The organism is Iocasia fonsfrigidae (genome assembly GCF_017751145.1).
GTDB classification, from domain to species: domain Bacteria; phylum Bacillota; class Halanaerobiia; order Halanaerobiales; family DTU029; genus Iocasia; species Iocasia fonsfrigidae.
The window spans coordinates 3,348,163-3,374,576 of sequence record NZ_CP046640.1 but is presented as its reverse complement, the minus strand read 5'-3'; the positions used below and the strand labels follow the sequence as shown (position 1 = coordinate 3,374,576).

The 26,414-nt window shown below is 34.0% G+C and carries 22 protein-coding genes and 1 tRNA gene; 22 read left to right on the top strand and 1 reads right to left on the bottom strand.

Annotated features, from left to right (window positions below; translation table 11 throughout):
* The first annotated feature begins 40 nt into the window (after positions 1-40).
* The 14 genes from GM661_RS16170 to GM661_RS16105 all read left to right on the top strand — a co-directional run bounded on the left by GM661_RS16170 (position 41) and on the right by GM661_RS16105 (position 18,315).
* Positions 41-2,482, top strand: coding sequence for a homocysteine S-methyltransferase family protein (locus tag GM661_RS16170; protein ID WP_230867735.1), 2,442 nt, complete (start codon positions 41-43; stop codon positions 2,480-2,482).
* Positions 2,483-2,947: 465 nt separating this feature from the next.
* Positions 2,948-5,419: a GH39 family glycosyl hydrolase gene (locus GM661_RS16165; protein WP_230867734.1), complete on the top strand. Its 2,472-nt coding sequence runs from the start codon at positions 2,948-2,950 to the stop codon at positions 5,417-5,419.
* A gap of 203 nt (positions 5,420-5,622) precedes the next feature.
* Entirely contained in the window at positions 5,623-7,683 is a 2,061-nt protein-coding gene (locus GM661_RS16160; RefSeq protein ID WP_230867733.1) for a beta-glucosidase family protein, read from the top strand.
* 100 nt (positions 7,684-7,783) lie between these two features.
* The gene (locus GM661_RS16155; protein ID WP_230867732.1) at positions 7,784-8,920 is read left to right on the top strand and encodes a sugar ABC transporter substrate-binding protein; all 1,137 of its coding nucleotides are present in this window, start codon (positions 7,784-7,786) and stop codon (positions 8,918-8,920) included.
* Between the two features lie 86 nt (positions 8,921-9,006).
* Positions 9,007-9,939 (top strand): ABC transporter permease, encoded by a 933-nt coding sequence (locus GM661_RS16150; protein ID WP_230867731.1) that lies wholly within the window; start codon positions 9,007-9,009, stop codon positions 9,937-9,939.
* Positions 9,936-11,273, top strand: a complete 1,338-nt coding sequence (locus GM661_RS16145) for a sugar ABC transporter ATP-binding protein (RefSeq protein ID WP_230867730.1) — start codon at positions 9,936-9,938, stop codon at positions 11,271-11,273. Before GM661_RS16150 ends, GM661_RS16145 begins: the two co-directional genes overlap by 4 nt.
* 7 nt (positions 11,274-11,280) lie before the next feature.
* The gene (locus tag GM661_RS16140; RefSeq protein WP_230867729.1) at positions 11,281-11,448 is read left to right on the top strand and encodes a hypothetical protein; all 168 of its coding nucleotides are present in this window, start codon (positions 11,281-11,283) and stop codon (positions 11,446-11,448) included.
* On the top strand, positions 11,448-12,377 hold the full coding sequence (locus tag GM661_RS16135) for an ABC transporter permease (RefSeq protein ID WP_230867728.1): 930 nt from the start codon (positions 11,448-11,450) through the stop codon (positions 12,375-12,377). The genes GM661_RS16140 and GM661_RS16135 overlap by 1 nt, the downstream gene beginning before the upstream one ends.
* Positions 12,378-12,806: 429 nt before the next feature.
* Positions 12,807-14,162 carry an IS91 family transposase gene (locus tag GM661_RS16130; protein WP_230866728.1) on the top strand — a complete coding sequence of 452 codons (1,356 nt, stop codon included), beginning with the start codon at positions 12,807-12,809 and terminating at the stop codon, positions 14,160-14,162.
* Positions 14,083-14,352, top strand: a complete 270-nt coding sequence (locus GM661_RS16125) for a hypothetical protein (protein ID WP_230866727.1) — start codon at positions 14,083-14,085, stop codon at positions 14,350-14,352. The genes GM661_RS16130 and GM661_RS16125 overlap by 80 nt, the downstream gene beginning before the upstream one ends.
* Before the next feature lie 52 nt (positions 14,353-14,404).
* The gene (locus GM661_RS16120; protein ID WP_230867103.1) at positions 14,405-15,760 is read left to right on the top strand and encodes an IS91 family transposase; all 1,356 of its coding nucleotides are present in this window, start codon (positions 14,405-14,407) and stop codon (positions 15,758-15,760) included.
* Positions 15,681-15,950: a hypothetical protein gene (locus tag GM661_RS16115; RefSeq protein ID WP_230866727.1), complete on the top strand. Its 270-nt coding sequence runs from the start codon at positions 15,681-15,683 to the stop codon at positions 15,948-15,950. Before GM661_RS16120 ends, GM661_RS16115 begins: the two co-directional genes overlap by 80 nt.
* Before the next feature lie 212 nt (positions 15,951-16,162).
* The gene (locus GM661_RS16110) at positions 16,163-17,173 is read left to right on the top strand and encodes a LacI family DNA-binding transcriptional regulator (RefSeq protein ID WP_230867727.1); all 1,011 of its coding nucleotides are present in this window, start codon (positions 16,163-16,165) and stop codon (positions 17,171-17,173) included.
* A 26-nt stretch (positions 17,174-17,199) separates the two neighbouring features.
* Positions 17,200-18,315, top strand: a complete 1,116-nt coding sequence (locus tag GM661_RS16105; protein ID WP_125986172.1) for an ABC transporter ATP-binding protein — start codon at positions 17,200-17,202, stop codon at positions 18,313-18,315.
* 73 nt (positions 18,316-18,388) lie between these two features.
* Here GM661_RS16105 and yabP read toward each other — a convergent pair whose 3' ends face one another.
* Positions 18,389-18,676, bottom strand: coding sequence for a sporulation protein YabP (gene yabP, locus GM661_RS16100; protein WP_230867726.1), 288 nt, complete (start codon positions 18,674-18,676; stop codon positions 18,389-18,391).
* A gap of 193 nt (positions 18,677-18,869) precedes the next feature.
* On the opposite strand from yabP, the gene yabQ reads away from it, so the two are divergent.
* The 8 genes from yabQ (at position 18,870) to GM661_RS16060 (ending at position 26,394) form a co-directional block, all read left to right on the top strand.
* Positions 18,870-19,154, top strand: a complete 285-nt coding sequence (gene yabQ / locus GM661_RS16095; RefSeq protein ID WP_125986168.1) for a spore cortex biosynthesis protein YabQ — start codon at positions 18,870-18,872, stop codon at positions 19,152-19,154.
* 25 nt (positions 19,155-19,179) lie between these two features.
* Positions 19,180-19,473 (top strand): FtsB family cell division protein, encoded by a 294-nt coding sequence (locus GM661_RS16090; protein ID WP_230867725.1) that lies wholly within the window; start codon positions 19,180-19,182, stop codon positions 19,471-19,473.
* Positions 19,474-19,484: 11 nt separating this feature from the next.
* Positions 19,485-21,653 (top strand): Tex family protein, encoded by a 2,169-nt coding sequence (locus GM661_RS16085; protein ID WP_330165225.1) that lies wholly within the window; start codon positions 19,485-19,487, stop codon positions 21,651-21,653.
* A gap of 78 nt (positions 21,654-21,731) precedes the next feature.
* A complete protein-coding gene (locus tag GM661_RS16080; RefSeq protein WP_230867724.1) occupies positions 21,732-22,097 on the top strand; it encodes a S1 RNA-binding domain-containing protein in 366 nt (121 codons plus the stop codon).
* Between the two features lie 115 nt (positions 22,098-22,212).
* Entirely contained in the window at positions 22,213-22,740 is a 528-nt protein-coding gene (locus GM661_RS16075) for a DUF501 domain-containing protein (protein ID WP_230867723.1), read from the top strand.
* Position 22,741: 1 nt separating this feature from the next.
* A complete protein-coding gene (locus GM661_RS16070; protein WP_230867722.1) occupies positions 22,742-23,656 on the top strand; it encodes a Ppx/GppA phosphatase family protein in 915 nt (304 codons plus the stop codon).
* Positions 23,657-23,728: 72 nt separating this feature from the next.
* A tRNA-Leu gene (locus GM661_RS16065) sits at positions 23,729-23,817 on the top strand.
* Between the two features lie 195 nt (positions 23,818-24,012).
* Complete coding sequence (locus GM661_RS16060; RefSeq protein WP_230867721.1) at positions 24,013-26,394, top strand: SpoIIE family protein phosphatase; 2,382 nt, start codon at positions 24,013-24,015, stop codon at positions 26,392-26,394.
* The last annotated feature ends 20 nt before the right edge of the window (positions 26,395-26,414 follow it).

The window sequence follows — 26,414 nt, the reverse complement described above, 5'->3', positions numbered from 1 at the left end:
ATGAAATTTATTTAAATATTTTAGTCAGGGGTGATATCTAATGCAGTTGGTAGAGAATAAGTTTATAGATTTAATACAAGAGGAGATTATTGTTGGTGATGGGGCTATGGGGACTATGATCCAGAATTCTAAATGCCAACAGATTAATCCACCGGAATTATTTATGTTGGAAAACCCAGCTGAAATAGCCAGGATTCATCAGGAATATGCTACTGCCGGAGCTGAATTGATTGAGACCAATACCTTTGGGGCTAACCGTTTAAAATTAGCCCTGGAAGGTTTAGAAGATAGGATCGAAGAGATAAATAAGAAAGCGGTCAAGATAGCCAGGGGTATAGGGGATGATATTCTGGTAGCTGGTTCTGTTGGTCCGACTGGGAAACTGATGGAGCCTCATGGAGAACTTAGTTTTTCTACAGCTAGAGGGGTATTTTCAGAACAAATAGGGTATTTAGTTGAAGCTGGTGTTGATCTGATATGTATAGAAACAATGAGTGACTTGAAGGAAATGAGGGCAGCGGTGGTTGCGGCCCGGGAATACCAGATTCCACTTGTGGCCCAGATGACCTATACAGAGCGGGGACTTACCCTTACCGGGAGTACACCGGAACTGGTAGCAATTGTCCTTGATGGGCTTGGTGTAGATATGGTTGGGGTGAACTGTGTAGCTGGCCTTGATGAGGCTATACCGATAGTAAAAAAGATGTCAGCAGTTACTGAACTACCCCTTAGTGTTTTTGCTAATGCAGGATTACCAGTAATGAAGGATAATCAGACTTTTTATCCCCAAAGTGCTGAAGACTATAGTCTAAGGATTAATGAATTGCTGACATATAATGTTAGATTAATAGGTGGTTGTTGTGGTACTACACCTGCATATATATCGGCGATTAAAGAGGCGGCTAAAAAGACTATTGTGGAAAATAAAAATGGTGAAAAACCAAGTTTATTTCTTAGCAGTAATCATAAACATATTGAAGTATCAGATCAGCAAGCAGTACAGCTTATTGGGGAAAAGCTAAATCCTACTGGTAGAGATGACCTTAAAACTGCCCTGCGGAACAGGGATTGGAAGTATTTAAAAGACCTGGCCAAAAAACAGGTGATTGCCGGTGCTAACCTACTTGATGTTAATATTGGTATTTCTGGGATTGATAAAAAAGAGGTAATGGGCAGGCTTGTTCAGGAATTACAGCTTGAGGTTGATGTTCCCTTGGTGTTGGATTCAAATAGCCCTGATGTACTGGAAAAGGCTCTACAGGAGTATACTGGTAAGGCTCTGATAAATTCAGTAAATGGTGAGCTAAAATCTCTTGAAGCTATTATGCCTCTGGCTAAAAAATATGGTGCTGCTCTTATTGGTTTAACACTTGATGAAAAGGGTATACCAGCAACGGTTGATGGTAGAATTGCTATAGCTAAAAGGATTATTGAGGCAGCAGAGGAGTATGGTATTAAAAGGAGTAATATAGTAATTGATACTTTAGCTTTGACAGCAGGTGCTAAACAAAAAGAGGTCCTTATAGCTGTTAAAGCCCTGGCTGAGGTGAAAGAGCTATTTGGGGTAAAGACAACCCTGGGCATCAGTAATGTTTCACACGGATTGCCCGGCCGGGAGTTAATTAATGAAACCTTTTTAACAATGGCCCTTGGGGCAGGACTTGATTTGCCGATTATTAATCCCTTTAATGAGAGAATATATCATATTATCAGGGCTGCTAATTTGCTTACCAGTCGTGATGAAGATGGTCGAGAATTTATTAGTTGGTATAGTGTCAATAAAGGAAACGAGGATAAAGATTGTAAAAAAAAGTCAAAAGATAAGAAAACAGGTATTTTAAAGCAAATTCATGGTATAATTATAGAGGGTAATAAAGATGATATTGTTGCTTATACCGAGCAGGCGGTTGAGGAAGGGACTAAGCCCCAGCAGGTAATAGATGAAGCACTGATCCCTGGAATTGAAGAGGTTGGTGTGCTATATGATCAGGGTACGTATTTTTTGCCCCAGTTATTAAGAAGTGCCGAGACAGTTCAGGCTGCTTTTGATTACCTGAAAGGGCTACTGGGGAGTGATACAGAGGTAGGGAAAAAGGCCCTGGTTTTACTGGCAACAGTTAAAGGTGATATGCATGATATCGGTAAGAATATAGTAAAGACTATTTTCGCTAACCATGGCCTAGAGGTCATTGATCTAGGGGCCAATGTTGCTACAGAACTAATTGTAGAGAAGGCATTTGAATATGATGTTGATCTGGTAGGGCTCAGTGCCTTAATGACTACTACTATGGAGGAAATGAGGCATGTTGTCTCACTGCTGAAAAAGAAAGACTTTAAAGGTGCTGTAATTATTGGTGGTGCAGTGACAAGCCAGGAATATGCAGATGAAATTGGTGCTGACCTTTATGCCGAAGATGCCCTTGATGGAGTGAGGAAGATAAATAGTTATTTGAGGAGAGGGGATAGTAATAAGAGGAACTAGATTGTATTGGATATGTTTAATGTTTGCTTGGCTAAAATGTCAGATAGGATGCAAGATGTTTATTTTAAGATCTTATAATATAAATTAAGCCTTGGATTTTTTAATTTTCTCCAGGGCTTTTTACCTATTATTTAGTAATTATTATTATTGTTGTTGTTATAATATTGAATTTGAAATTTATATTTGAGTTACCTGATATATCTTATTTTTTAATTTTTATTAAAATTCCTTTTTAAATTTGATGTAAATCTGGAAAACACATAGTTTATAAAAATAATAATAGGTATAATGGTATTATTTTAACAAAAGAGATAGCTGTCAACTTGAAGGATATTCAGGAATATTGTCGAATATTGATAATAGTTTTGTTTTTTTGCTTATTTAAGTAATATTTAAGTCATAGATCAGGATTAAGTATATTCGTTGAATTTTTTATTTTAAGAACCTAAAGAGGGAGAGATTATAATGAACTTTCAATGTATTAATTACGATTATGGTCTGCCTATTAAGATATTTGTTAATTCTCCCAGAAATAAGTTTCATCTCCATGATGGACTAGAATTAATCTGGGTCCTTGATGGGGAATTATTTGTACAGGTTGAAAATAAAAAGATTATGCTTTACAATGATGATTTATTATTAGTTAATAGTTTTAGTAATCATAGATTAAATACAGGTGATGATCATAAGTTTTTGGTAATGGAAATAGAAAAGAGTTTCTGTCAGGAATATATAGCTAACTTTAATAATAAACATTTTTTATTAAATTCTTCTAATGAAAAACAGCAGAGATATGAACTGATTCGATTTTTATTTAGTAGAATGATAGATATTTACAATAAAAAGACAATAGAAATGCTGGATAATATAAATAATAACCTTATAAAGATGTTAAAATATATAGAAGATAATTTTACTATTGATCAGGGCGAATCCCAGCTTAGTAAATTTGAAAATAGCAAGTATATCATTATTAACGAGATGATTGAGCACATTAAAGGCAATTATATGAATAAAATAACCTTAAAAAATATTGCTGAAGAAAAACATTATAACACATCGTATTTATCTGAAAAATTTAAAGATTTTGTTGGCATAAATTTTAAGGACTACGTAGATATAGTTAGATTGTATAATGCAATGAAGTCGATACTATATAAAAATGAAAATATTAGCGACATTGCCTATAATAACGGATTTTCCAGCCTAAAAAGTTTTTATAGGGCATTTCATCGTTATTATAACTGTACTCCTGGTGAATATAGAAATTTATATAGACAGACAAATAATGATCAGGAGGATGAGGGTCTTTATGTACACAGAAAAGTCAAGACATATTTAGATCAAGGTCAGCTTATTCAGGATAACAAGGAAGAGGCTTTAGAGAAAGAAATTACTGTTAATATCGATAATACTAGCGGTATACTGAAAAAATCATGGCAGAAAATAATAAACATTGGTTCAGTATATACAATTTTAGATTCAAATGTTCAAGTCCAGATTATAGAAATGCAGAAAGATATTGGTTTTGAATATTTAAGATTTGAGGGTATATTTAATGATGAGATGGAGGTATGTAAACTAGACGAGAATGGAGATATTTATTATAATTGGAAGTTCGTAGATAAGGTTTTTGATTTTATGTTTGAATTAAAACTTAAACCCTTTGTCTGTCTTAGTTTTATGCCTGATGTACTGGCTAAAACAAATAAAAAGGTCTTTCATTATAGGGCTAATGCCTCTCCTCCTAAAAAAATAGAACAGTGGCTTGATCTTGTTTATTCTTTTTTTATTCACTGTATCAATAGGTATGGAATGGACAGTATTGAAAAATGGTATTTTCAGATATGGGGTGAGTTTTCTTTCTACAATCTCCACTGGGATGGGACAGATGAAGAGTATTTTCTTTTTTATAAGCAAACTGCTGAAGAAATAAAAAAAATATCTAAATCTATTAAGATTGGCCCAGCTTCAGAAAATTATTATCATGGATACAGAAAATCAAGAAATTTTTTGCAATTCTGTCAGGAGAACAATGTCCCAATAGATTTTTACAATGCTAATATCTATCATAATCGGATTTTAAATGAAAAGGATTTAGATTTTAATAAGTCTGATTTTTTTGATGATAATACCCTTTTAAGTGTCTGGTTTGGCTATTCTGATAAAATGCATACAGTAGATACAGCTGCAGAAACAAAAGATTTGTTAAAAGATTTTTATCCACATGCTGAATTTATGATAGTCAGGTGGAATATGAGCTGGGATGTTAAAGAATATGTCCATGATACAGCATTTATGGCCACTTATGTTGTTGATACTGCTCTTAAAGCAGGCAAAAAGGTTGAAGGAATGGGTTTTCTTTCTTTATCTGATGTTTTATATGAGTGGCCGATAGATGAAGGACCTTTTTTTGGTGGAAGTGGTCTGGTAAATACAGAGGGGATTAAAAAACCATCATATTATGCTTTTTGGCTCCTTTCAAAATTAGGTAGCACAGTAGTTGAGCAAGGTGATTATTATATAGTTACCAAAAAAAGTTCCGATATTCAGATACTTGTCTATAATTATTCCTATCTTAATAATATATATATGAAGGGGAATAGTAAAATTAATCAGATCTCAAAAAAAAATAGATATAAAGTATTTGAGAGAAAGGACGATATGAAGTTAAATCTTAATATCAAAGGTTTAAAGGGAAAATATAAGCTTAGACATTATTATTTGAATAGGGAGGATGGTTCTGCTTTTGATGAGTGGGTTGAACTTGGTTGCCCCTATGAATTAAATGATGAGGAAATTAAATATTTAAAAATAAAATCATATCCCAAGATGAAGATAGAAAGAGTTGATTGTGAAAAAGAATATACCGTAAAAACAGAAATACCGGTTCATGGAATAGAATTGATAGTGTTGAATAAGATATATGAAATATAATAGCTAAATATGTATTTGGCTTAAAGAAAAAACTGAAAAATCACCAATACTTTTTAGTGATTTTTCGGTTTTTTCTTTATTTAAAAAATTTTTAAAAAAATTGTCTAAACACGTAAAAAAAAGTAGTGAAAAAAAGGAGAGATTCGTAATTTTTTTTATTTTATAATAAATTATAAGATAAAGAGAAAAGGGGGAGAGGTAATATGACAGTTAAAATATGGCAGAGGCAAAAGAGAACTGAAGATGAAATTAATAAATTGGCTAGAAAAATACTTGCAAAAATGACTCTCGAACAAAAAGTCAATCAGATGTCTGGTGATAGCTTCTATACAAAAGAAGCTGTGGATAATATGATGGAAAATGGATATAATCTAGAACCTTATTATGCCGGGCAAGATGAAGAATTGGGTATTCCCCCAATTGCATTTACAGATGGTCCACGGGGGATTGTTATAGGAAATTCAACCTGTTTTCCCGTGTCTATGGCAAGGGCTGCCAGCTGGGATATTGGTTTAGAAGAACGCATTGCTGATGTAATGGGGATAGAAGCAAGAGCACAGGGGGCTAACTACTATGGAGGTGTATGTATAAATTTATTAAGACATCCTGCCTGGGGAAGAGCTCAGGAAACTTTTGGTGAAGATCCTTTTCTTTTAGGTGAGTTTGGCTCAGCTCAGGTAAGAGGAATTCAATCACATAATGTTATAGCCTGTATAAAACATTTTGCTGTTAATAGTATGGAAAATGCTCGCTTTAAAGTGGATGTTAACCTTGATGAGCGAACCTTAAGGGAAGTATATTTACCTCATTTCAAACGCTGTATAGATGAAGGTGCAGGCTCTGTGATGAGTGCTTATAACAAGGTCAGGGGTAAATACTGTGGTCATAATGAATACCTATTGAGCAAAGTACTTAAAGAAGATTGGAATTTTGATGGTTTTGTAATAACTGACTTTGTATTTGGTATGTATGATGGGGAAAAAGCCGCTAAAGCAGGTATTGATATCGAGATGCCCTTTACTATGCATTATGGAGATAAACTAAAAAAATTAGTAGAAGAGAAAAAGATTGATGAAGAAGTTATAGATAATGCAGTTTTACGAATAATACGTCAAAAATTAAAGTTTATTACTGCTGAAGATAAACAAAATTATGATATATCTATGGTGGCCTGTAAAGAACATAGAGGGTTAGCACGTGAGTCAGCAGAAAAAAGTATGGTACTCTTAAAGAATCAAAATAATATTTTGCCAATTAATACTGATGAAGTAAAAAAAGTAGCTGTAATTGGTAGCCTGGCAAATACACCTAATACTGGAGATAGAGGGAGTAGTAATGTTAGAAATGAATATACTGTTACACCATTAGAGGGGATAAAAAATCTGGTAGGTAGAGATATTAAAATTAATTATCAGGATGGCTCTGATTTAAAAGAGGTGGCCAGAGTAGCTTCAGCTGCAGATCTTGTAATTGTTATAACAGGTAATAGAACTGGGGATGAAGGAGAATACCTCGAAGATTTTGGTGATGCCAATAATGGTGGAGATAGAGATAGTCTTACTATTGCTGAAGAAGAATATGAGATACTGGATACAGCTATAAATGAAAATGAAAACAGCATTGTAGTCTTGACAGGTGGTAGTGTAATTATGATGGAAGAATGGAAAGAAAGAGCAGCAGCCATTTTAATAGCCTGGTACTCTGGTATGGAAGGTGGTAATGCTTTAGCGAGAATACTATTTGGAGAGGTAAATCCCAGTGGAAAGCTGCCCTTTACGATTCCTTCTTCTGAGGAAGAATTACCATTCTTTGATAAAGATGCAGAAGAAATTAATTATGGTTATTATCATGGCTATACATTATTTGATAAAGAAAAATATAAGCCAGCATTTCCATTTGGATATGGTATTAGTTATACAAGTTATAGTTATGACAACCTACAGACAGAGCTTAAAAATGAGGTTATTACAGTAAATATTGATGTGAAAAACCAAGGAGATATCGAAGGTGAAGAGGTAGTTCAATACTATGTTGGCTTTAGTAACTCTAAAGTAGATAGACCTTTAAAATTGCTAAAAGGGTTTAAGAAAATTGTTCTGGCACCCCAAGAGACAAAGACTGTTAGTTGTGATATTAAAATTGATGAACTTGCTTATTACAATGACAAAACTGAAAAATGGGAAATTGAAGATATAGAATATGAAATATATGCAGGACCTTCTTCAGATAATGAGGATTTGTTAGCTACAAAAATAAATATATAAAAAGGCAGGTTTTCAATATTCAATGATTAGACATGATTTATTAGGTTAGAGATTAAGGAGTAATCCTTAATAATAAAAACCCAATAGGAGGTATTAAGTAATGAAAAAAATGAGAAAAGTGTTTATGTTATTGATTGTTAGTGTTTTGATAATATCAATATCAGGTGGAGTATTAGCTGAGGACTTTAAAATTGGGATTAATAATTATCTGCAGGGGCTCTATTGTCTAGATGTTCTGGAAAGATTTGCAGTCTATACAGCAGATAATTTAGGAATGAAATCAATAGCTGTTAATGATGAGGCCAAATTGGAGAAAACTATTTCCAATGTTGAAAACTTAATTGCCTCAGGAGTAGATGGAATAGTATTCTTTGGAATTAGTGATACCCTATTTCCTGTGGTATCTAATAAATGTAGAGCAGCTCAGGTTCCATTTGTTCTTTATGACCATCTACCTACTGAAAAAACCCTTAAGTATTTAAGACAAAACCCATATTTTGTAGGAGCAGTAGGTGAAAGAGATTACAACGCTGGTTTTCCGATTGGTGAGTTTGCTGTTGAATCTAATCTGAAAAAAGCTATTATTGTAACTGGTAAAAGAGGAGATACAACCCATGAAGCCAGGGTGAAAGGTTTTACCGATGCTTTTGAGACAAATGGTGGAAAAGTGTTAGGTGTTGGTTGGGGTTGTGTTACAAGATTTGATGCAATGGGAATTACTGAGAACTTAGTTGTAGCTAATCAAGATATTGATACTGTATATGTTAGTGGTGGTGATTGGGGTATAGGGGCTTTACAGATATTAAAAAAACATGCTAATATAGATGCTAGACTTTATATAACTGATTTGGATCCACCAGTATTAGAAGCGCTTAATAATAAAGAAGTAGCAGCTGCTAATGGTGCCCACTGGATAAACTCCGGTTTTGCTGTAGCATTACTTCATAATTATTTATTAGACAAACCTTTATTAAATAAAGATGGTCAAGCCCCTGTTATTGAAGTGCCTATTCTGGTATTGCCTAATACTCAAGCTAATGCTTATCAGGAGTGGTGGTTAGACAATCAACCATTTACGGCAGAAGAGATGAAAAATATGAGCTATAAATGGAATAAAGATGTTTCTTTGGATGATTTTAGAGAAGTAATGAAAAATTATAGTATTGAGAGTAGATTAATAAAAAGATACGAAGAAGGTAAAATAAGCAAAGAAGAACTGGAGTCATATGGAATTTAGATTTGTATATATCAGGGATACCTATTTAGGTATCCCTGATAAAAACTTAGTTGCAATGCTAAAAAAAGAGAGGATGAAAAAAATATATGTCTAGAAAAATACGATTATTTATAATTTATATATTAGTTATGTTATTCTTCCATATAATAACTTCTGGTAAATTCCTTATTTTATCAAATATTCGTGTTGTTATAAGTCATGCAATTATTCCCACATTTATTGTATGGGCTTTATGTTTTATTTTTAAAGCAGATATCATGGACTTATCTTTAGGTGCAGTAATGGTTGTAGCTTCTACTGTTGCTGGTTTTTTGGGGTTAAAATTTGGTTATCTGGGCTTAGTAAGTGGAGGACTAATAACGGGATTATTATTGGAATATATAAATTGCAAGGTTTTTTCTAAACTGAAGATACCTTCATGGGTTACTGGTCTGGCGATGGCCATGATTTATGAGTCTGCTGTTGCTTATTATTCGTTTTTGTGTGTGAAAAACGGACAAGAAATTGTTCATTTAGGAGATAAAGTCCGTGCACTTGGTTTAATACCTTACAATATTATTTTTTGGTTTTTAGGATTTGTTTTGGCATATATTCTTTATAATTATACTTCTATAGGATTAAATATTAAGGCAGTGGGTGGTAATGAAGAGGTTTCAAGTAAAATGGGTGTTAACGTAGAAAAGGCTAAAATCTATGCAGTTCTAATTGGTGGAATATTTATTGGGTTAGCTGGTGCAATAAATGAGAGTTATGCAGGACGGGTAATGCCTTTAACGGGCTTGTCTAGTATTGCCTTAATTTTTCAACCTTTAGCTGCTTTTTTAATGGCACAGGCAATGGAAAATACATTAAATATAGTTATTGGTGCGACCATTGGAGCAATCTCTATATCGGCGTTATTTAACACATTAACTTTATTAGGAGTACCCTCCGGTACCTGGCAGGAAGTTATCTTAGGTCTTAGTGTGGTTGTGATTGCTGGAATTTCTCAGAAAAATGTGAGGGGTGTTGTCAAATGAGCAAAAGTAATTACTTTCAAATAAAAAATATAAGTAAAAGCTTTGGACCAACCCACGCAAACAAGAACATTAGTCTTTCTTTTGATAAAGGTGAAATAAGAGGATTGGTAGGAGAAAATGGTTCCGGGAAGTCAACCATCTCATCTATTATAGCAGGTATATTAAATAGTGATGAAGGTCAAATGAATAAGAATGGTAGAGAATACCATCCTGAAAGTCCTGTTGATGCCAATAGTAAAGGGGTCAGTATTGTTGTACAGGAGCTAGGACTTGTTCAGAACTTAACTGTGGCTGAAAATATTTTTCTGGGTAAAACAGAGAAGTTTAGTTATAAAGGAATTATAAATAGAAAGGAATTGTATAGATCTGCTGAAAAAGAATTAAAAAAATGGAAGATAGATAATATTCCAGTTAATATTATTGCACGTGATTTATCAGTGGAAGAAAAGAAACTGGTCGAACTTACTAGAGCTTTATTAGGTGACCCAGATATTATAATTTTTGATGAAATTACTGCTGCCTTATCCCAGGATAAACGTGAATTTTTTTATGAATTGGTTCAGAAGTTAAAAAAAGATAAGAAAATTGTTATTTTTATATCTCATGACTTACAGGAAAATATCGACCTTGCTGATAAGATTACTATTATGAAAGATGGTGAAGTAGTAGATACTGTGGAGAGTAGTTCTCTAAATGAAGATAGTTTAAAAAGGTTGATGGTAGGAAGAGATATTAAAAATATGTATCATAGATCTGATTCAATAGAAAAGAATAAAAATAAAGAACAAAAAGTAGTTATGGAAGTAAAAAACCTGTCTTATAATAATAAATTTGAAGATGTCAATTTTTCTCTTTATCAGGGTGAGATTTTGGGATTAGCTGGTTTAAATGGGAGTGGAACACATATTTTAGGAAAGGCTTTATTTGGATTAATTCAAGCAGACGATGGAATGATATACCTTCCATACTCTCAGGATAATATTACTGATATATTTAGTGCAATAAATAATGATATTTCCTATGTGCCTAAAGATCGTGATGATGAAGGTTTAATGTTAGCAGCAAGCATCAAAGAAAATATCTGTTTACCTTCGATAGATATATTAAAAGGTGTTGTTGGATTTATAAGTCCTGTCAAGAAGAAAAAATTTGCCCAAAATATATTAGACAATTTCCAAATAAAAGCTAATAATATTGAACAAAATGTAGGTGAACTTAGTGGAGGTAATAAACAAAAGGTTAGTATTGGCAGCTGGATGGTAAAGGACAATAAGATCATGATTTTAGATTGTCCTACCCGAGGTGTAGATGTAGGAGTAAAAGCATATATATAACAGAATTGTGGCAGCGAAAGAACAGGGAATTGCGATGATATTAATATCTGATGAATTGCCGGAATTAATAGGTATATCTGATAGAATTATTGTTATGAAAGAAGGTAAGGTGAAAAGAGTTTTTAATAGAAATGAAGGGTTTAGTGAAAACTCAATTGTTGAGGTGATGATATAATGAAAAAAAAGTTTGAACAAATTGTACCTTTTATAGGCTTATTACTACTACTAATTTTATTTAGTTTAATTATTGGTGGGAAGTTTTGGAAAACAAATAATTTGTTAGCTATTTTTAATCAAACGGTATTAATTATGATAGGCGGATTAGGAATGATATTTGTAGTAGCACAGGGAAGTGTTGATATTTCTCAGGGTTCTACCTTGGCGTTAGTAGCGACTTTAACAGGTATAGTGGTTAATAATTATGGTCTACTGGCAATCATACCGACTGTTTTGTTAGTTGGGGGATTAGTTGGTTTAATTAATGGTGTTGTGGTTAGCAAATTTAAAGTTTCATCACTTACCTGTACACTTGGTTTACTAATTGCAATTAGGGCTCTGGTTGCTGTCCTATGTCAGGGTACAGTAATATATATACCATTTGAACTTTTTGCTTTTAGTAATTTCAATATATTATTTCCAACATTTATAGGATTAATTATTAGTATAGCTTACTTTTTTGAATATACTAAAATGGGTTATTATTCAAAAATAATAGGTGCTAATGAAGTAAAAGCCCAATATAGTGGTGTTCCAGTAGGCAAAATGAAAATATTAGCCTTTATTATGTCTGGAATTATGTCTGGAGTAGCAGGGGTTTTTACTTTAAGCCGAATTGGTGGGGTTGACCCTGGGATGGGTAATTTTTTTGAACTACAGGTATTGTTAGCATTATTTGCAGGAGGTATTCCAGTTACAGGTGGCACATCTTCAAAAATTTACAAATTATTTATTGGGTCTTTAATAGTAGGTATTTTAGAAAATGGCTTAACTCTAGCTAATGTTAGTGGAGTGCTGGCAGAAGGAATTAAAGGAATAGTATTAATTATGGTAGTTTTTATAACGATGTATCATACAAATAGTCAGATGAGGGAAAAAACCATATAGTATTAAGTTATTGAAAATTAAAAGATAGAAGACATTTTTGTCTTAGGCATAGGTATTACTTCCTTGGTGTTACCTATGCTTTTCTATATTTAGAATGCTAATTTTCGTTAAATGTCAATTTTATTATATACTACCATAAATTATGCGATTTGCAGAATTGTGGATAACTTTGAAGACCGACAAATATATTTGTTTCCCTTGTCGTGCGCTGCGGTGTCCTACCTCCGCTTACTGTCTAGAAATTCTCCTTCGGCGTCCTGCCTGCGGATAATTTCTAGAGTCGTCCAACAAATATATTTGTCTGGTTAGTAGTTTGCTGATTAACTATGGGTAATAAATAGTTTGAGTTAAGAAAGTTGATGTTTTGATTAAGTCTGGGTGGCGTAGCCATTTTGTTCAGGTATAGGAAATTATGTGTTAAGCAGGTTTGTGGATAACTTAATAGAATTAATAAGTATTATGAAAAGAAAAGAGATACAAAAACAACATACGATTAAAAAAATATTTACTCATAATAATAACTGGAAAATCTTTAAGGATAACAGATTATCAGAAGTGGTTCCAGCTGATATGATAGATGATGTAATTGAACAGGTTGAAAGGGCATTGGGTTGTGGAAATCCTGAAAATGGATATACTTTATATAAATGTCTTGAATGTGGTCATGAGCATATAATTGGATTTAGCTGTAAAAGTCGTTTTTGTGTACGATGTGGCAAGAAATATATAGATAATTGGGTTGAGAAACAAGTAGAGAATATACTTGATACAAGTCATAGACATTTAGTATTTACATTACCAGAACAATTAAGAGGGTATGTATATTGGCATAGAGATTTATTGAAAGATATGTGCGATGCAGTAAATGAATTAATTCAAGATTACTATGATAAACAATCAAAGGAAAAAGAATATCAAGTTGGAGTAATAACAGTAGTTCATACTTTTGGGAGGGATGTAGGGTTTAATCCTCATATCCATGCTCTATTAACAGAAGGAGCATTAGATAAATATAAGCAGTGGAAGCATATTGGATATATTTCATATCCATATTTAAGAAAGTCATGGCAGAAAGTATTACTTAATATATTTCGAAAGTATTTCAAAGAGGGCTTAAAGGTTCAGAATTTAGTAAGAGAACTGTATCAAAAATATCCTAATGGATTTTATGTAAATGCTGAATCTAGACTAATTAATGCTAGAGGTGCAACTAGATATATTGGTAGATATCTAGCACGTCCAGCTATGGCTGAATATAGAATACTAGAGTATGATGGTAAGAAGGTAAGGTTTTGGTATGAAGACCATAATACGAAAAAAAGAAAAGAATTACTGCTTGATGTATTAGACTTTATAGGTAGATTGATAATGCATGTACCTAAAAAGTATTTTAAGATGGTAAGAAGATATGGGTTATATAGTAGAGGTTTTAATAAAAAAGTAAAAAAGATAGTATCACTATGGAAATACATGAAGAAAAGACAGTTAAAACTAATAGTGGTAGAAAAGAAAAAAAGAGTAATGAGATGGCGAGAAAATATTATAAAAAGTTTTGATAGAGACCCATTAATATGTAGGAAATGTGGTTCGGAGATGGTATTATATGAGATATGGAGTCCTAAACATGATTTTATTTATCATTTTGAACATACAGATGAAAATGGACGACATATAAAAAGATATCCATGGGAGGAGGATCCTAGAATTGAAAGACGAAAAAGAGCGAGACAACTGGGAACTACCATTCCATTCCCCGGACCACCAAGAAGAATGGTATGTTTATAGATGTCCAAAGTGTGGGATGGATGATCATGTACCTGATTTTGTAGTAGATGAGTTTGCAATGGTTCAAAAATTGAAAGAAGGGGAAATGCCTGGAGTGGCATGTCCTGAATGTCTTACAAAGATGGTTTTTGAATCATCTTATATTAAATACCCCTACCGTAAAACAGAAGGGGATTCTGAGTTGCAGTAGGGTGGCGTAGCCATTTTGTTCAGGTATAGGAAATTATGTGTTAAGCAGGTTTGTGGATAACTTAATAGAATTAATAAGTATTATGAAAAGAAAAGAGATACAAAAACAACATACGATTAAAAAAATATTTACTCATAATAATAACTGGAAAATCTTTAAAGATAACAGATTATCAGAAGTGGTTCCAGCTGATATGATAGATGATGTAATTGAACAGGTTGAAAGGGCATTGGGTTGTGGAAATCCTGAAAATGGATATACTTTATATAAATGTCTTGAATGTGGTCATGAGCATATAATTGGATTTAGCTGTAAAAGTCGTTTTTGTGTACGATGTGGCAAGAAATATATAGATAATTGGGTTGAGAAACAAGTAGAGAATATACTTGATACAAGTCATAGACATTTAGTATTTACATTACCAGAACAATTAAGAGGGTATGTATATTGGCATAGAGATTTATTGAAAGATATGTGCGATGCAGTAAATGAATTAATTCAAGATTACTATGATAAACAATCAAAGGAAAAAGAATATCAAGTTGGAGTAATAACAGTAGTTCATACTTTTGGGAGGGATGTAGGGTTTAATCCTCATATCCATGCTCTATTAACAGAAGGAGCATTAGATAAATATAAGCAGTGGAAGCATATTGGATATATTTCATATCCATATTTAAGAAAGTCATGGCAGAAAGTATTACTTAATATATTTCGAAAGTATTTCAAAGAGGACTTAAAGGTTCAGAATTTAGTAAGAGAACTGTATCAAAAATATCCTAATGGATTTTATGTAAATGCTGAATCTAGACTAATTAATGCTAGAGGTGCAACTAGATATATTGGTAGATATCTAGCACGTCCAGCTATGGCTGAATATAGAATACTAGAGTATGATGGTAAGAAGGTAAGGTTTTGGTATGAAGACCATAATACGAAAAAAAGAAAAGAATTACTGCTTGATGTATTAGACTTTATAGGTAGATTGATAATGCATGTACCTAAAAAGTATTTTAAGATGGTAAGAAGATATGGGTTATATAGTAGAGGTTTTAATAAAAAAGTAAAAAAGATAGTATCACTATGGAAATACATGAAGAAAAGACAGTTAAAACTAATAGTGGTAGAAAAGAAAAAAAGAGTAATGAGATGGCGAGAAAATATTATAAAAAGTTTTGATAGAGACCCATTAATATGTAGGAAATGTGGTTCGGAGATGGTATTATATGAGATATGGAGTCCTAAACATGATTTTATTTATCATTTTGAACATACAGATGAAAATGGACGACATATAAAAAGATATCCATGGGAGGAGGATCCTAGAATTGAAAGACGAAAAAGAGCGAGACAACTGGGAACTACCATTCCATTCCCCGGACCACCAAGAAGAATGGTATGTTTATAGATGTCCAAAGTGTGGGATGGATGATCATGTACCTGATTTTGTAGTAGATGAGTTTGCAATGGTTCAAAAATTGAAAGAAGGGGAAATGCCTGGAGTGGCATGTCCTGAATGTCTTACAAAGATGGTTTTTGAATCATCTTATATTAAATACCCCTACCGTAAAACAGAAGGGGATTCTGAGTTGCAGTAGGGTGGCGGAGCCATTTTGTTCTCAAATAAAAAGATTCCTAAGCTTGAGGAAAAGAGAGGAAAATAGAGCAAAAGGAATATATAGTATTTTGGTCATCCGCAAGCGCTTGCGGATGATATTGCAAGCGCTTGCGAAATATTTAAACTTAATATATAATACATTTAATGAGTTATATCTGTAAGTTGATATTTGATTAAGGAGGAGATTTTTTAATGCCCTTGACATTAAAAGATATTGCCAGGATGGCTGGTGTGGCTGAATCAACTGTATCAAGGGCAATAAATAATAAACCAGGTGTTAGTGAAAAGACTAAAGAAAAGATACTTAATATTGTCAAAGAATATAATTTTAAACCAAATCAACTGGCACAGGGGCTGGCCAAAAAGGAAACACATATCTTGGCCCTTATATTATCAGATTTAACCACACCCGGGTATACTGAAATCATTAAGAAGGTTGAGGATATAGCCAATGAAAATAATTATCAGGTGATTCTCTGTAATACCAATAATGACCTTGAAAGAGAAAAGGCTTATCTTGACCTGGTGAGTAAGCACCGTGTTGATGGGGCTATTATTCTGGGTGGGGAATTGGCAGATAAAAATATTTTGAGAACAGCCCTTAATAAGGAAGATGCTATAGTACTGGTTAATTGTCTGTCTGAAGAAATTTTGATTCCAACTGTTCTGGTGGATAATGCTATGGGGGGATATCTGGCAACTAAACATTTACTGGATCAAGGTCTCAAAAGGGTTGCTATTATAATGGGTTCTTCTGAAGATTACCTTGAATCTGAGAAATTAAATGGCTATTTCCAGGCACATCAGGAAAAGGGTATTAAGGTAAAAAGAGAATATATTATTGAAACAACTGGTAAAAGGAAAGATGGTTATGATAGTTTTTTTAAGATCACAAAATTAAGTGAATTGCCGCAGGGTTTTTTTGTGACAAGTGATTTGCTTGCAGTAGGTCTGATTGAGGCAGTCAAAATGGGGGCTTATTTTATACCAGATGATTTTGCAGTGGTTGGTTATGGGGAAAGTATTATAACCTCAATTATTAATCCGCCACTTACAGTGGTAGCAGAACCCTTAGAAGAATTAGGAAGACTGGCTGCTCAATATTTAATAGATTTACTCGATAATAATGATTTAGAAGAATCTATAAAGGTACTGGAGCCGGTTTTAAAAGTGCGGAAATCATCTAATCCGCCTGTAAAATAAAAATAATTTTAAGGAGGAATTTTATTATGGCTGGTGTAACTTTGACAAATGTTACCAAAAAATATGATGAGGTAACAGCGGTTAATAAGGCAAATTTGGAGATTGAAGATAAGGAGTTTCTGGTATTAGTGGGGCCTTCAGGCTGTGGAAAAACAACTACCTTGAGGATGGTTGCTGGTTTAGAGGACATAAGTAGTGGAACTATTGAGATTGGGGATACAGTTGTTAATGATATCCCACCTAAAGATAGGGATATTGCCATGGTTTTTCAAAATTATGCCCTTTATCCACATATGGATGTTTATAATAATATGGCTTTTGGACTCAAATTACGCAAATTTCCCAAAGATGAGATAGACAGGCGTGTACATGAAGCTGCTGAAATTCTGGGGATAGAGAATCTGCTCGACCGCAAACCAAAACAGTTATCAGGTGGTCAGAGACAGCGTGTGGCTGTAGGAAGGGCTATTGTTCGTGAACCAAAGGTATTCCTTTTAGATGAGCCCCTCTCTAACCTTGATGCCAAATTGAGGGATCAGATGCGTACTGAATTAAGTAAGATTCACAATAGATTACAAACAACTTTTATTTATGTTACACATGATCAAAGAGAAGCCATGACTATGGGCGACAGGATTGTTGTTATGCGTGATGGTTTTATTCAACAGGTAGATGACCCAATTACAATTTATAATCATCCGGCTAATATGTTTGTGGCTGGTTTTATTGGAACACCACCGATGAATTTCTTTGATGCTAAAGTGGTAAAAGAGGGTGATAAATACTATCTTGATGGTGCTGGTTCCTTTAAAGTCCTGATACCAGGTGGATTTTTAGATAAGGCTCCAGAACTCAAAGACTATAATGGTAAAGATGTAGTATTTGGTATTCGTCCTGAAGACCTTAAGGATGCCAGTCTTAATCCTGAAGAAGCTAATGATGATAATTCTTTTATGGCTTCTGTAGAGGTTGTTGAACCGATGGGTTCAGAAATATATCTCTATATGACAGTAGCAGAACATTCCATGATTGCCAGGGTTGAAGCTCAGAGTAAGGCAGCAGTTGGTGATAATGTCAAGTTGATTGTAGATACTGATAAAATGCATGTATTTGATGCTGAAACTGAGGAAATAATTATTTAGAAAAGCACCAGATAAATACCTAAACAAGAGCGGCCGGGAGGCCGCTCTAGCTTTATAAAATAATATTTAAAACTTATTTAAAGAGTTTATTAAGCAATCCTTTACTATTTATCTTATCAGTATATTCCAGTGATGAAACATAACCCTCTATTTTAACACTGCCATCATCTAAATTTAAGTTGTGTATATTTAAATCTTCTCCTTTTATTGATAGATTACCCTGAGTAGTCTGTAAAATGACCTTGTTTTCATTGAAGGTAACGACCTCTTTAACCCCTGTCATATTAAGCTGTTTGCGGTTGTTTAGAGAAAAACTATGTGCAGCAATATTTTCTTTTCCTGTATCTTGTTGATTTTTCACTTTGTTACCCCCTTTCGCACTGCTTCTTATTAATTAATATTATATTTAATTAATAATTATGAGTGATAAAGAATATTTCTGAATGCAGGAATATTAATACTCTTGTAGAAGTTATACATTGAATAATAATTTTAACAAAATCCCTCATTCAGGCATATAATAAAAGTGGTCTTTTTAAGGAGGGATTTTTAGAATGGTTTTTTTATCACAACAATTATATACTTTTGTGATGATGTTTCTGTTGGGTATTTTGATTGGGATTGGTTTTATTCTTTACCAGTATTTATTAAACAGGATTAATCTAAAATCTATTTATATGAACATTTTAGATCTCTTTTTTTCTATCATAGCTGCAGTAGTTGGTTTTCTGGTATTAATTTATGCTAACTGGGGAGAACTGCGTTTTTTTGTAATCCTGTCAATGTTTTTAGGTTTCATAAGCTGCATGGGTTTTAAAAAAGTTATTAGGAAGAGGTAGTATAGGCTTACCAGGGGGTTTTTATATGAAGGCATTAAAAAGTTTTGTTTTTTCCAGGGGTTTTAAACTAATATTAGTTTTATTACTAATATTTACAGGATATAGTTTTTATACAAATTATAAAGAAATAAAGGATATAGGATTTGCTATCAAGGAGATGGAAGAAAAGATAGAAATGGCCAGCCAAAAAAATCTTGAATTAAAGGAAGAACTGGCCTATCTAAATGACCCGTCCTATATTGAAGAGATTGCCCGCAAGGAACTTGGACTGGTAAAACCCGGGGAATTATTAATAATTCCAGTGGAGGAAAAAGAATAGAAAGTTGGGATATGATGGCGAAGGAATTGATTGGTATAATTGCTGATGAACTGGGTATTAAGGATAGACAGGTTAAGGGAACAGTAGCTCTGCTTGATGAGGGTAATACTATTCCCTTTATTGCCAGGTACCGCAAGGAAGTTACTGGTGGACTTGATGAGACTCAGCTTAGAGAGATTGAAGAACGCCTGGAGTATTTACGTAATCTGGAAAAACGCAAGGAAGAGGTTATCCGCTTAATAGATGAACAAGATAAATTAACAGAGGAATTAGCAGATAAGATAAATAAGGCTACTGTTTTGCAGGAAGTTGAAGACCTCTATCGCCCGTACCGGCAAAAACGGGAAACAAGGGCAAGTAAGGCTCGTCAAAAGGGATTGGAGCCACTGGCAGAGTTAATCTGGAAACAGGAAGATACAGTAGTTAACCTTGAAGAATTAGCTCAGGAATATATAAATCCTGAATTAGAAATAGAGAGTATAAGTGATGTTTATCAGGGTGTCAGGGATATAATTGCGGAAATGGTTTCTGATAATGCAGAAATAAGAAAAAAGCTTAGACATGATAGCTTTGAGCAGGGAATAATTGAAAGCTGCTGTACCGATAAAGGGCTTGATGAACAGGGTAAATATGAGATCTACTATGAGTATAGTGAATTATTAAAAAAACTCCCCCCACACAGGGTTCTGGCTTTAAACAGGGGAGAAAAGGAGGGTGTTTTACAGGTAAGGGTCCTTACACCAGATGAAATGATCCTGGATTATATAAAAAACGAAATTATTATAACAGACCAGGATGTATTTAAACAGCAGTTAGAGATGGCTATAGAGGATAGTTATAAAAGGTTAATAGCCCCATCGATAGAGAGAGAGCTCAGAGGTAAGTTGACTGAACAGGCAGATGAACATGCCATCGGTGTTTTTGCACGCAATCTTAGATCACTATTATTGCAACCACCTTTAAAGGGACATGTTGTCATGGGGATAGACCCAGGTTTTAGAACAGGTTCAAAGGTCTGTGTTATTGATTCGACTGGAAAACTATTTGACACGGCAACTATCTATCCTCATCCCCCACAAAATGATGTAGAATCATCCAGGAAAAAAATAACTGCTATGTTAAAAAAACATGGTGTTAATTCGATTGCTATTGGTAATGGTACTGCTTCTAGAGAAACAGAATTATTTATAGTGGAAATAATTAGGGAGATAAATATTGAGGTAAAGTATATAATTGTTAATGAAGCAGGCGCTTCTGTTTATTCAGCATCAAAGATAGCCCGCGAGGAATTCCCTGAACTTGATGTTTCAATGAGAGGAGCAGTGTCAATTGCCAGAAGATTACAAGACCCACTGGCTGAGCTTGTGAAGATTGAACCCCGTTCCATTGGAGTAGGGCTTTATCAACATGATGTCAATGAAAAACAGCTGGTAGAATCCCTGGGAAAGGTTGTTGAATCAGCTGTTAATTATGTTGGTGTTGATTTAAATACTGCTTCTCAATCATTACTGCAGTATGTGGCAGGTATTAATAGTAGTGTAGCCAAAAATATTGTTAAATATCGTGAGGAAAATGGGGTTTTTAAGACCAGGAGTCAGTTAAAAGAGGTATATCGTCTTGGTGCTAAAACATTTACACAGGCTGCTGGGTTTTTAAGAATTGATAATGGTGATGATCCTCTGGCCCAAACCCCTATCCATCCAGAATCATATCAGCCTACCAGGGAACTGTTAAAGGACTTAGGGTTTTTACCGGAAGATATCAGGAATAAAGACAGGCTTAATCTTTTGAGATCAAAATTATCCAGGATATCCATTGTTGATAAGGCTAAAGAACTGGAGATAGGTATTCCCACCCTGAGGGATATTATCAGGGCCTTAAAACAGCCAGGGCGTGATCCCAGAGAGGAACTGCCTAAACCTATATTTAGGACAGATGTCCTTAGTCTGGCAGATTTAAAACCAGAGATGACTCTCCAGGGAACAGTACGCAATGTAGTAGATTTTGGTGCTTTTGTTGATATTGGTGTTAAAGAAGATGGTCTTGTTCATATATCGGAGATGAGTTCAGACTATGTAACAGACCCACTTAATATTGTAAATGTTGGTGATATAGTCACGGTTAAGATACTGGCTGTTGATGAAAAGAGAAAAAGGATTTCTCTTACTATGAAAATATAAGTATCCTATTTGACAATATACATATGGGTAAGATATAATATATATAATATTAATAATTTGAGGAGGAATTTTTTAAGCATGTCCATTGAGGTAGGCAGTACTGTTGAAGGTAAAGTAACAGGTATTACTAAATTTGGAGCGTTTGTTGAGTTGCCGGGGGGCGATACTGGTTTAATCCATATTTCAGAGGTGGCCAATACCTATGTGAAAGATATTAATAACTTTCTTAAGGAAGATGAAAAGGTTAAGGTGAAGGTTATTAAAATAGGTAATGATGGGAAAATTGGGCTTTCCATTAAACAGCTAAAAGACCCTTCCGAGCGCAAAGACCATGCCCCACAGATGTCTTTTGAGGATAAAATGTCTAAGTTTATGAAAGAGAGTAGTGAACGCCTTCAGGATATTAGGAACCGGGAAGTAAAGCGCGGTGGTAATAGCAGATAAATTAGCATAGACTAATTTTGTATATTAACATCCTCTTAATAGGGGGTGTTTTTTTGTTTGGATAATGATATATTATAATTGTTATAATAATTAATATTTAATGAGGTGTATGTACATGGAAGATGAGCTAGCAGTTATAACAAAACAGCTTGGAAGGGAGCCGGAAAACTTTGCAGGTGTTAGAGCCTATTGTCCCTTTGATTATCCGGCTGTAGTCTTAACAGCACCCTATAGTAAAGAAAATGGGGTTTTTCCCACTCTCTACTGGTTAAGCTGTCCTTATCTTGTTAAAAGTGTTGCTAGACTGGAAGATGAGGGATTGATCAGGGAATTGACTGAACTGCTAAAAAGAGATACTAATTTACAAAAGGAATTAATGAAGGCACACCAGAAATATGCTTTGCTTCGTTTTTCCTATCTTGATGAGTCAGAAAAGGAGTTGTTATCAGATAAATCACCTGCTATATTAAGGGTCTTGCGTGAGGCTGGTGTAGGGGGTATAATGGATAAACAGGGTATTAAATGTTTACATACGCACCTGGCTGATTATCTGGTAAATAAACAAAATCCGATTGGAAGTCTAGTCTGGCAGAAAACTGCTTGGCCGTCAGAGTGTAGTATTTGTATGACTGGGAGTGATTAAGATGAGGATAGGGGTAATTGATATTGGTACTAATTCCTGCCGCCTGTTAATACTGGATTATAATAATAGTAAATTTAAGGTTTTAAAACAAGGTTTAATAATAACCAGACTGGGTGAGGGTGTTGATAGTACCGGTAGATTAAAAGAAACGGCGATGAATAGGGTAGAAAAGGCTTTAGAAAACTATGCAGTAGAGCTTGAGAACTATGGTGTAAAAAAGACAAAGATTGTTGGGACCAGTGCTTTAAGAGATGTAAGCAATGCCAGTATTTTACTTGACGGGGTTTATAGAAAAACAGGACTAAGAATTGAAATAATTAGTGGGGAAGAAGAGGCTGTTTATAATTTGCAGGGGGCTATGCTTGACCTGGTAGATGATAATTTTATTTTAATTGATATTGGTGGAGGTAGTACAGAATTTATCTGGCAGGATAGTGATAGTATTATCTATAAAAGTCTTAATATAGGGTCTGTTAGGATGACAGAAAGACATCTTAAAGATACCAGCCAGCCTATTTCTGATAATGAGTTGCTGGCTATTGAGCAGGATGTTTCGAAAACTATAATAGAAAAGCTGAATATAAAAGAAAATAGCCTGCAGGCAGTTGGTCTTGGTGGTACAATTACTACCCTTGCTGCTGTAAATCAAAGATTACTTGACTATGATCCAGATAAAATTCATAATTATAGACTGACTTATGAGGAAATCGGTGATATTAAACAGGAATTAGCCGATAAAACTCTTCAGCAGAGAAAATTAGTACCTGGACTACAGCCTGGTAGGGCTGATGTGATTATAGCAGGAACGGTAATTTTGCAGGTAATCATGAAAGAATTAAGTCTAGATGAGGTGATTGTAAGTGAACATGATATATTATATGGTCTAGCAAAAGAAATAATAAAAGCAGTTGATTGATTTTACTTGACTCTTTATCTATTATATATTATAATAACTTCTGTCATCAACAAATATTATTTAAATATTTTTGCCGGGGTGGCGGAATTGGCAGACGCATCGGACTTAAAATCCGGTGGGTATTTTTACCCGTGTCGGTTCGAGCCCGACCCCCGGCACCAAAAGATCCCGAAGGGGATTTTTTTTTATCAAGCCAAGAAAAAATAATAATTATTTATAGAATACAGATTATTTTCCAGATTTATGCATTCTTTTAGCAGAAAATTTGGAAGTCTCCTCCCTTTATATCGACAGACATATTTATGATGATAAGTTATAATATGATTACATATTGTTAAAACTAGGGGGAGAGGGATATGTCTCAGGGTACATATTTTGCTATTAATCAACAGGATACTGTTGATAGGGATAAAAAGGATTTTAGATTAAGATATGATTATTTTCTTTTGTGTTTAATGGGGTTTTTATTAGCCAAGGCAGAATTATTAACGGGTTTATATACTCTGGCTTTGATATATTGGGTAGCGGTAATCGGGCTAAATAGATATCTTTCGTTTTTTACTACTCTATCTATTGGGACAGGCCTATATCTCAGTGGGGATTATTATAATTTTTCTTATTTAGCAGCAGCTTTCATGGCTCTGTTGTTGTATAAGTTTATTAACAAAAAAATAAAGTTATTTGATTTACCTTTATGTGTTACATTGAGTTATTTACTAATCTCGTTACCTATTTATTATTTTACCAGGGTCTTATACTACCAGTATTTTATATTAGTAGGGGAATCAGTTTTTATTTATATACTTTCTTCTATAGTTCTCCAGGGAAAAGAGAAATTATGCAAAAACGGAAAACTAACTCGCCCAGGCTTAATTACAGTTTTTATTACCTCCTGTGGGATTTTAATTGGTCTGGCTAACCTCCAGTTAGTACCAGTAATAGCAGTAAATATAGTAATAATTACATTTTTGATTGCTATGGCAAGTACCTTAGGATTAAATATGAGTATTTCAGCAAGTGTGTTAATTGGGTTGTTTATGACCGGTGTTGGGGTTGTACCTATCCTGACCATGGTCAGGTATATAGTTACCGCTTTTATTTCCAGCCTGTTTTACAAAAAAAAGAAGAGGTGGATGTTATTTGGGTCTGCTATGGCTTTTTTCTTGTATTCGGGTTTTTCTCCAACTACATATAATCTTAAGCAGGCTGTGTTGGAGCTATCTGTAGCTTATTTGATTTTTTTAATATTACCCTTAAATTTATGGAGGAACATTTTTTCCCCTTTTATTACTAAGGGTTTTCAGGTAGAAAATATAAGTTTTGATTTTGAAGAGGCTAATAATTTCAAACATCACCTTGAGGAATTAGCCGGTCTTTTTCAAGAATTAAGTGTAACATTTAAAGAGGTGCTGCCTGCTGAGAGAGATAAAAAAGTAGATGACTTCATTTATATATTCAGGAATAAGGTTTGTGGTAGTTGTCAGCGTAGAAGGTATTGTTGGGATGAAGAAAAAGGGGATACAATAAAAAAACTTGCTTTAATGCTCAGGGATTGTGTCAGAAATGGGGGGTTAAATCGGGTGATTATAACAAGACATTTAGGAAATAGGTGTACTTATAGTGATAAGATATTAGGGAGTGCTAAAGCAAGTTATGAAATATACCAGGTAAATGATTTCTGGAGGGAGAGGCTTAATGATAAGCAGGAGATTGTATCTGAACAATTGGCTGGTATAAGTGAAATAATTAAGGAATTCGCCAGTGAGCCCAATATTACTGTAAAAGTGCCGTCAAAATTAGAACATATTAAGAAAAAAGCCCTGGAAAGTAATATTGAAATATCTAATATTGAATTTGTTTCTAATCTTAAATCTGAAAGAATAAATTTTTTGGTAGAGATGGAACCATGTGCTGGTAATTGTCCATGTGAAGAGCAGGTATTAGACCTCATTAATGGTGAGTATGATTATTCTTTTAGAAAATTAACTAGTGTATGTGGTAATAAACTAAAAGATAAAAGATGTAGGGTAAAATATGGTCCAAGTGGTAATTATCGTTTGAATTTGTCACATATGCAGCAGGCTTCAACAGGGGATGTTTCCGGTGATAGTTTTATGTATAAACCTTTGAGGGATGGCAGGAATCTTATAGTTATATCAGATGGTATGGGTATTGGTAAAAAGGCTGCCGTGGAGAGTGAAGCAGCAATTAACCTTTTGGAAAGTATAATTGAGGCAGGTTTTGAACAGGAACTGGCTGTAAAGACAATTAATTCAGCTTTATATCTCAGGAATCAAGATGAAAGTTTTACCACCCTTGATATTGCTATATTTGATACATTTACTGCTGAGATTACCTTTAGTAAGATAGGTGCAATAGCAAGCTATATAAAAAGGGGCTGGGATTTAATTAAAGTTGATTCAGCCTGTTTGCCGGCAGGTATTCTTGATAAAATAGAACTTACTTCCCAGGACTATCAATTAAAACAGGGCGACTTTGTTATTATGTTAACAGATGGTATCATAGATGCGTGTTCAGATATAGAAAATAAAGATGAATGGTTGAGGCAACTATTGCAGAATTCATCTTTTGATGACCCAGGTGATATGGTGGATTATATAATGGAGGTAGTATTAAATAAAAACGGGGTTAATGACGATATGACTATTGTTGTTTATAAAATAGAAGAAGTTACAAAAAAAAGCAGGAAATTTAGGGCCTTCTCTAGAATAAAATAGGTGATTAGGGTAAAAGGTGG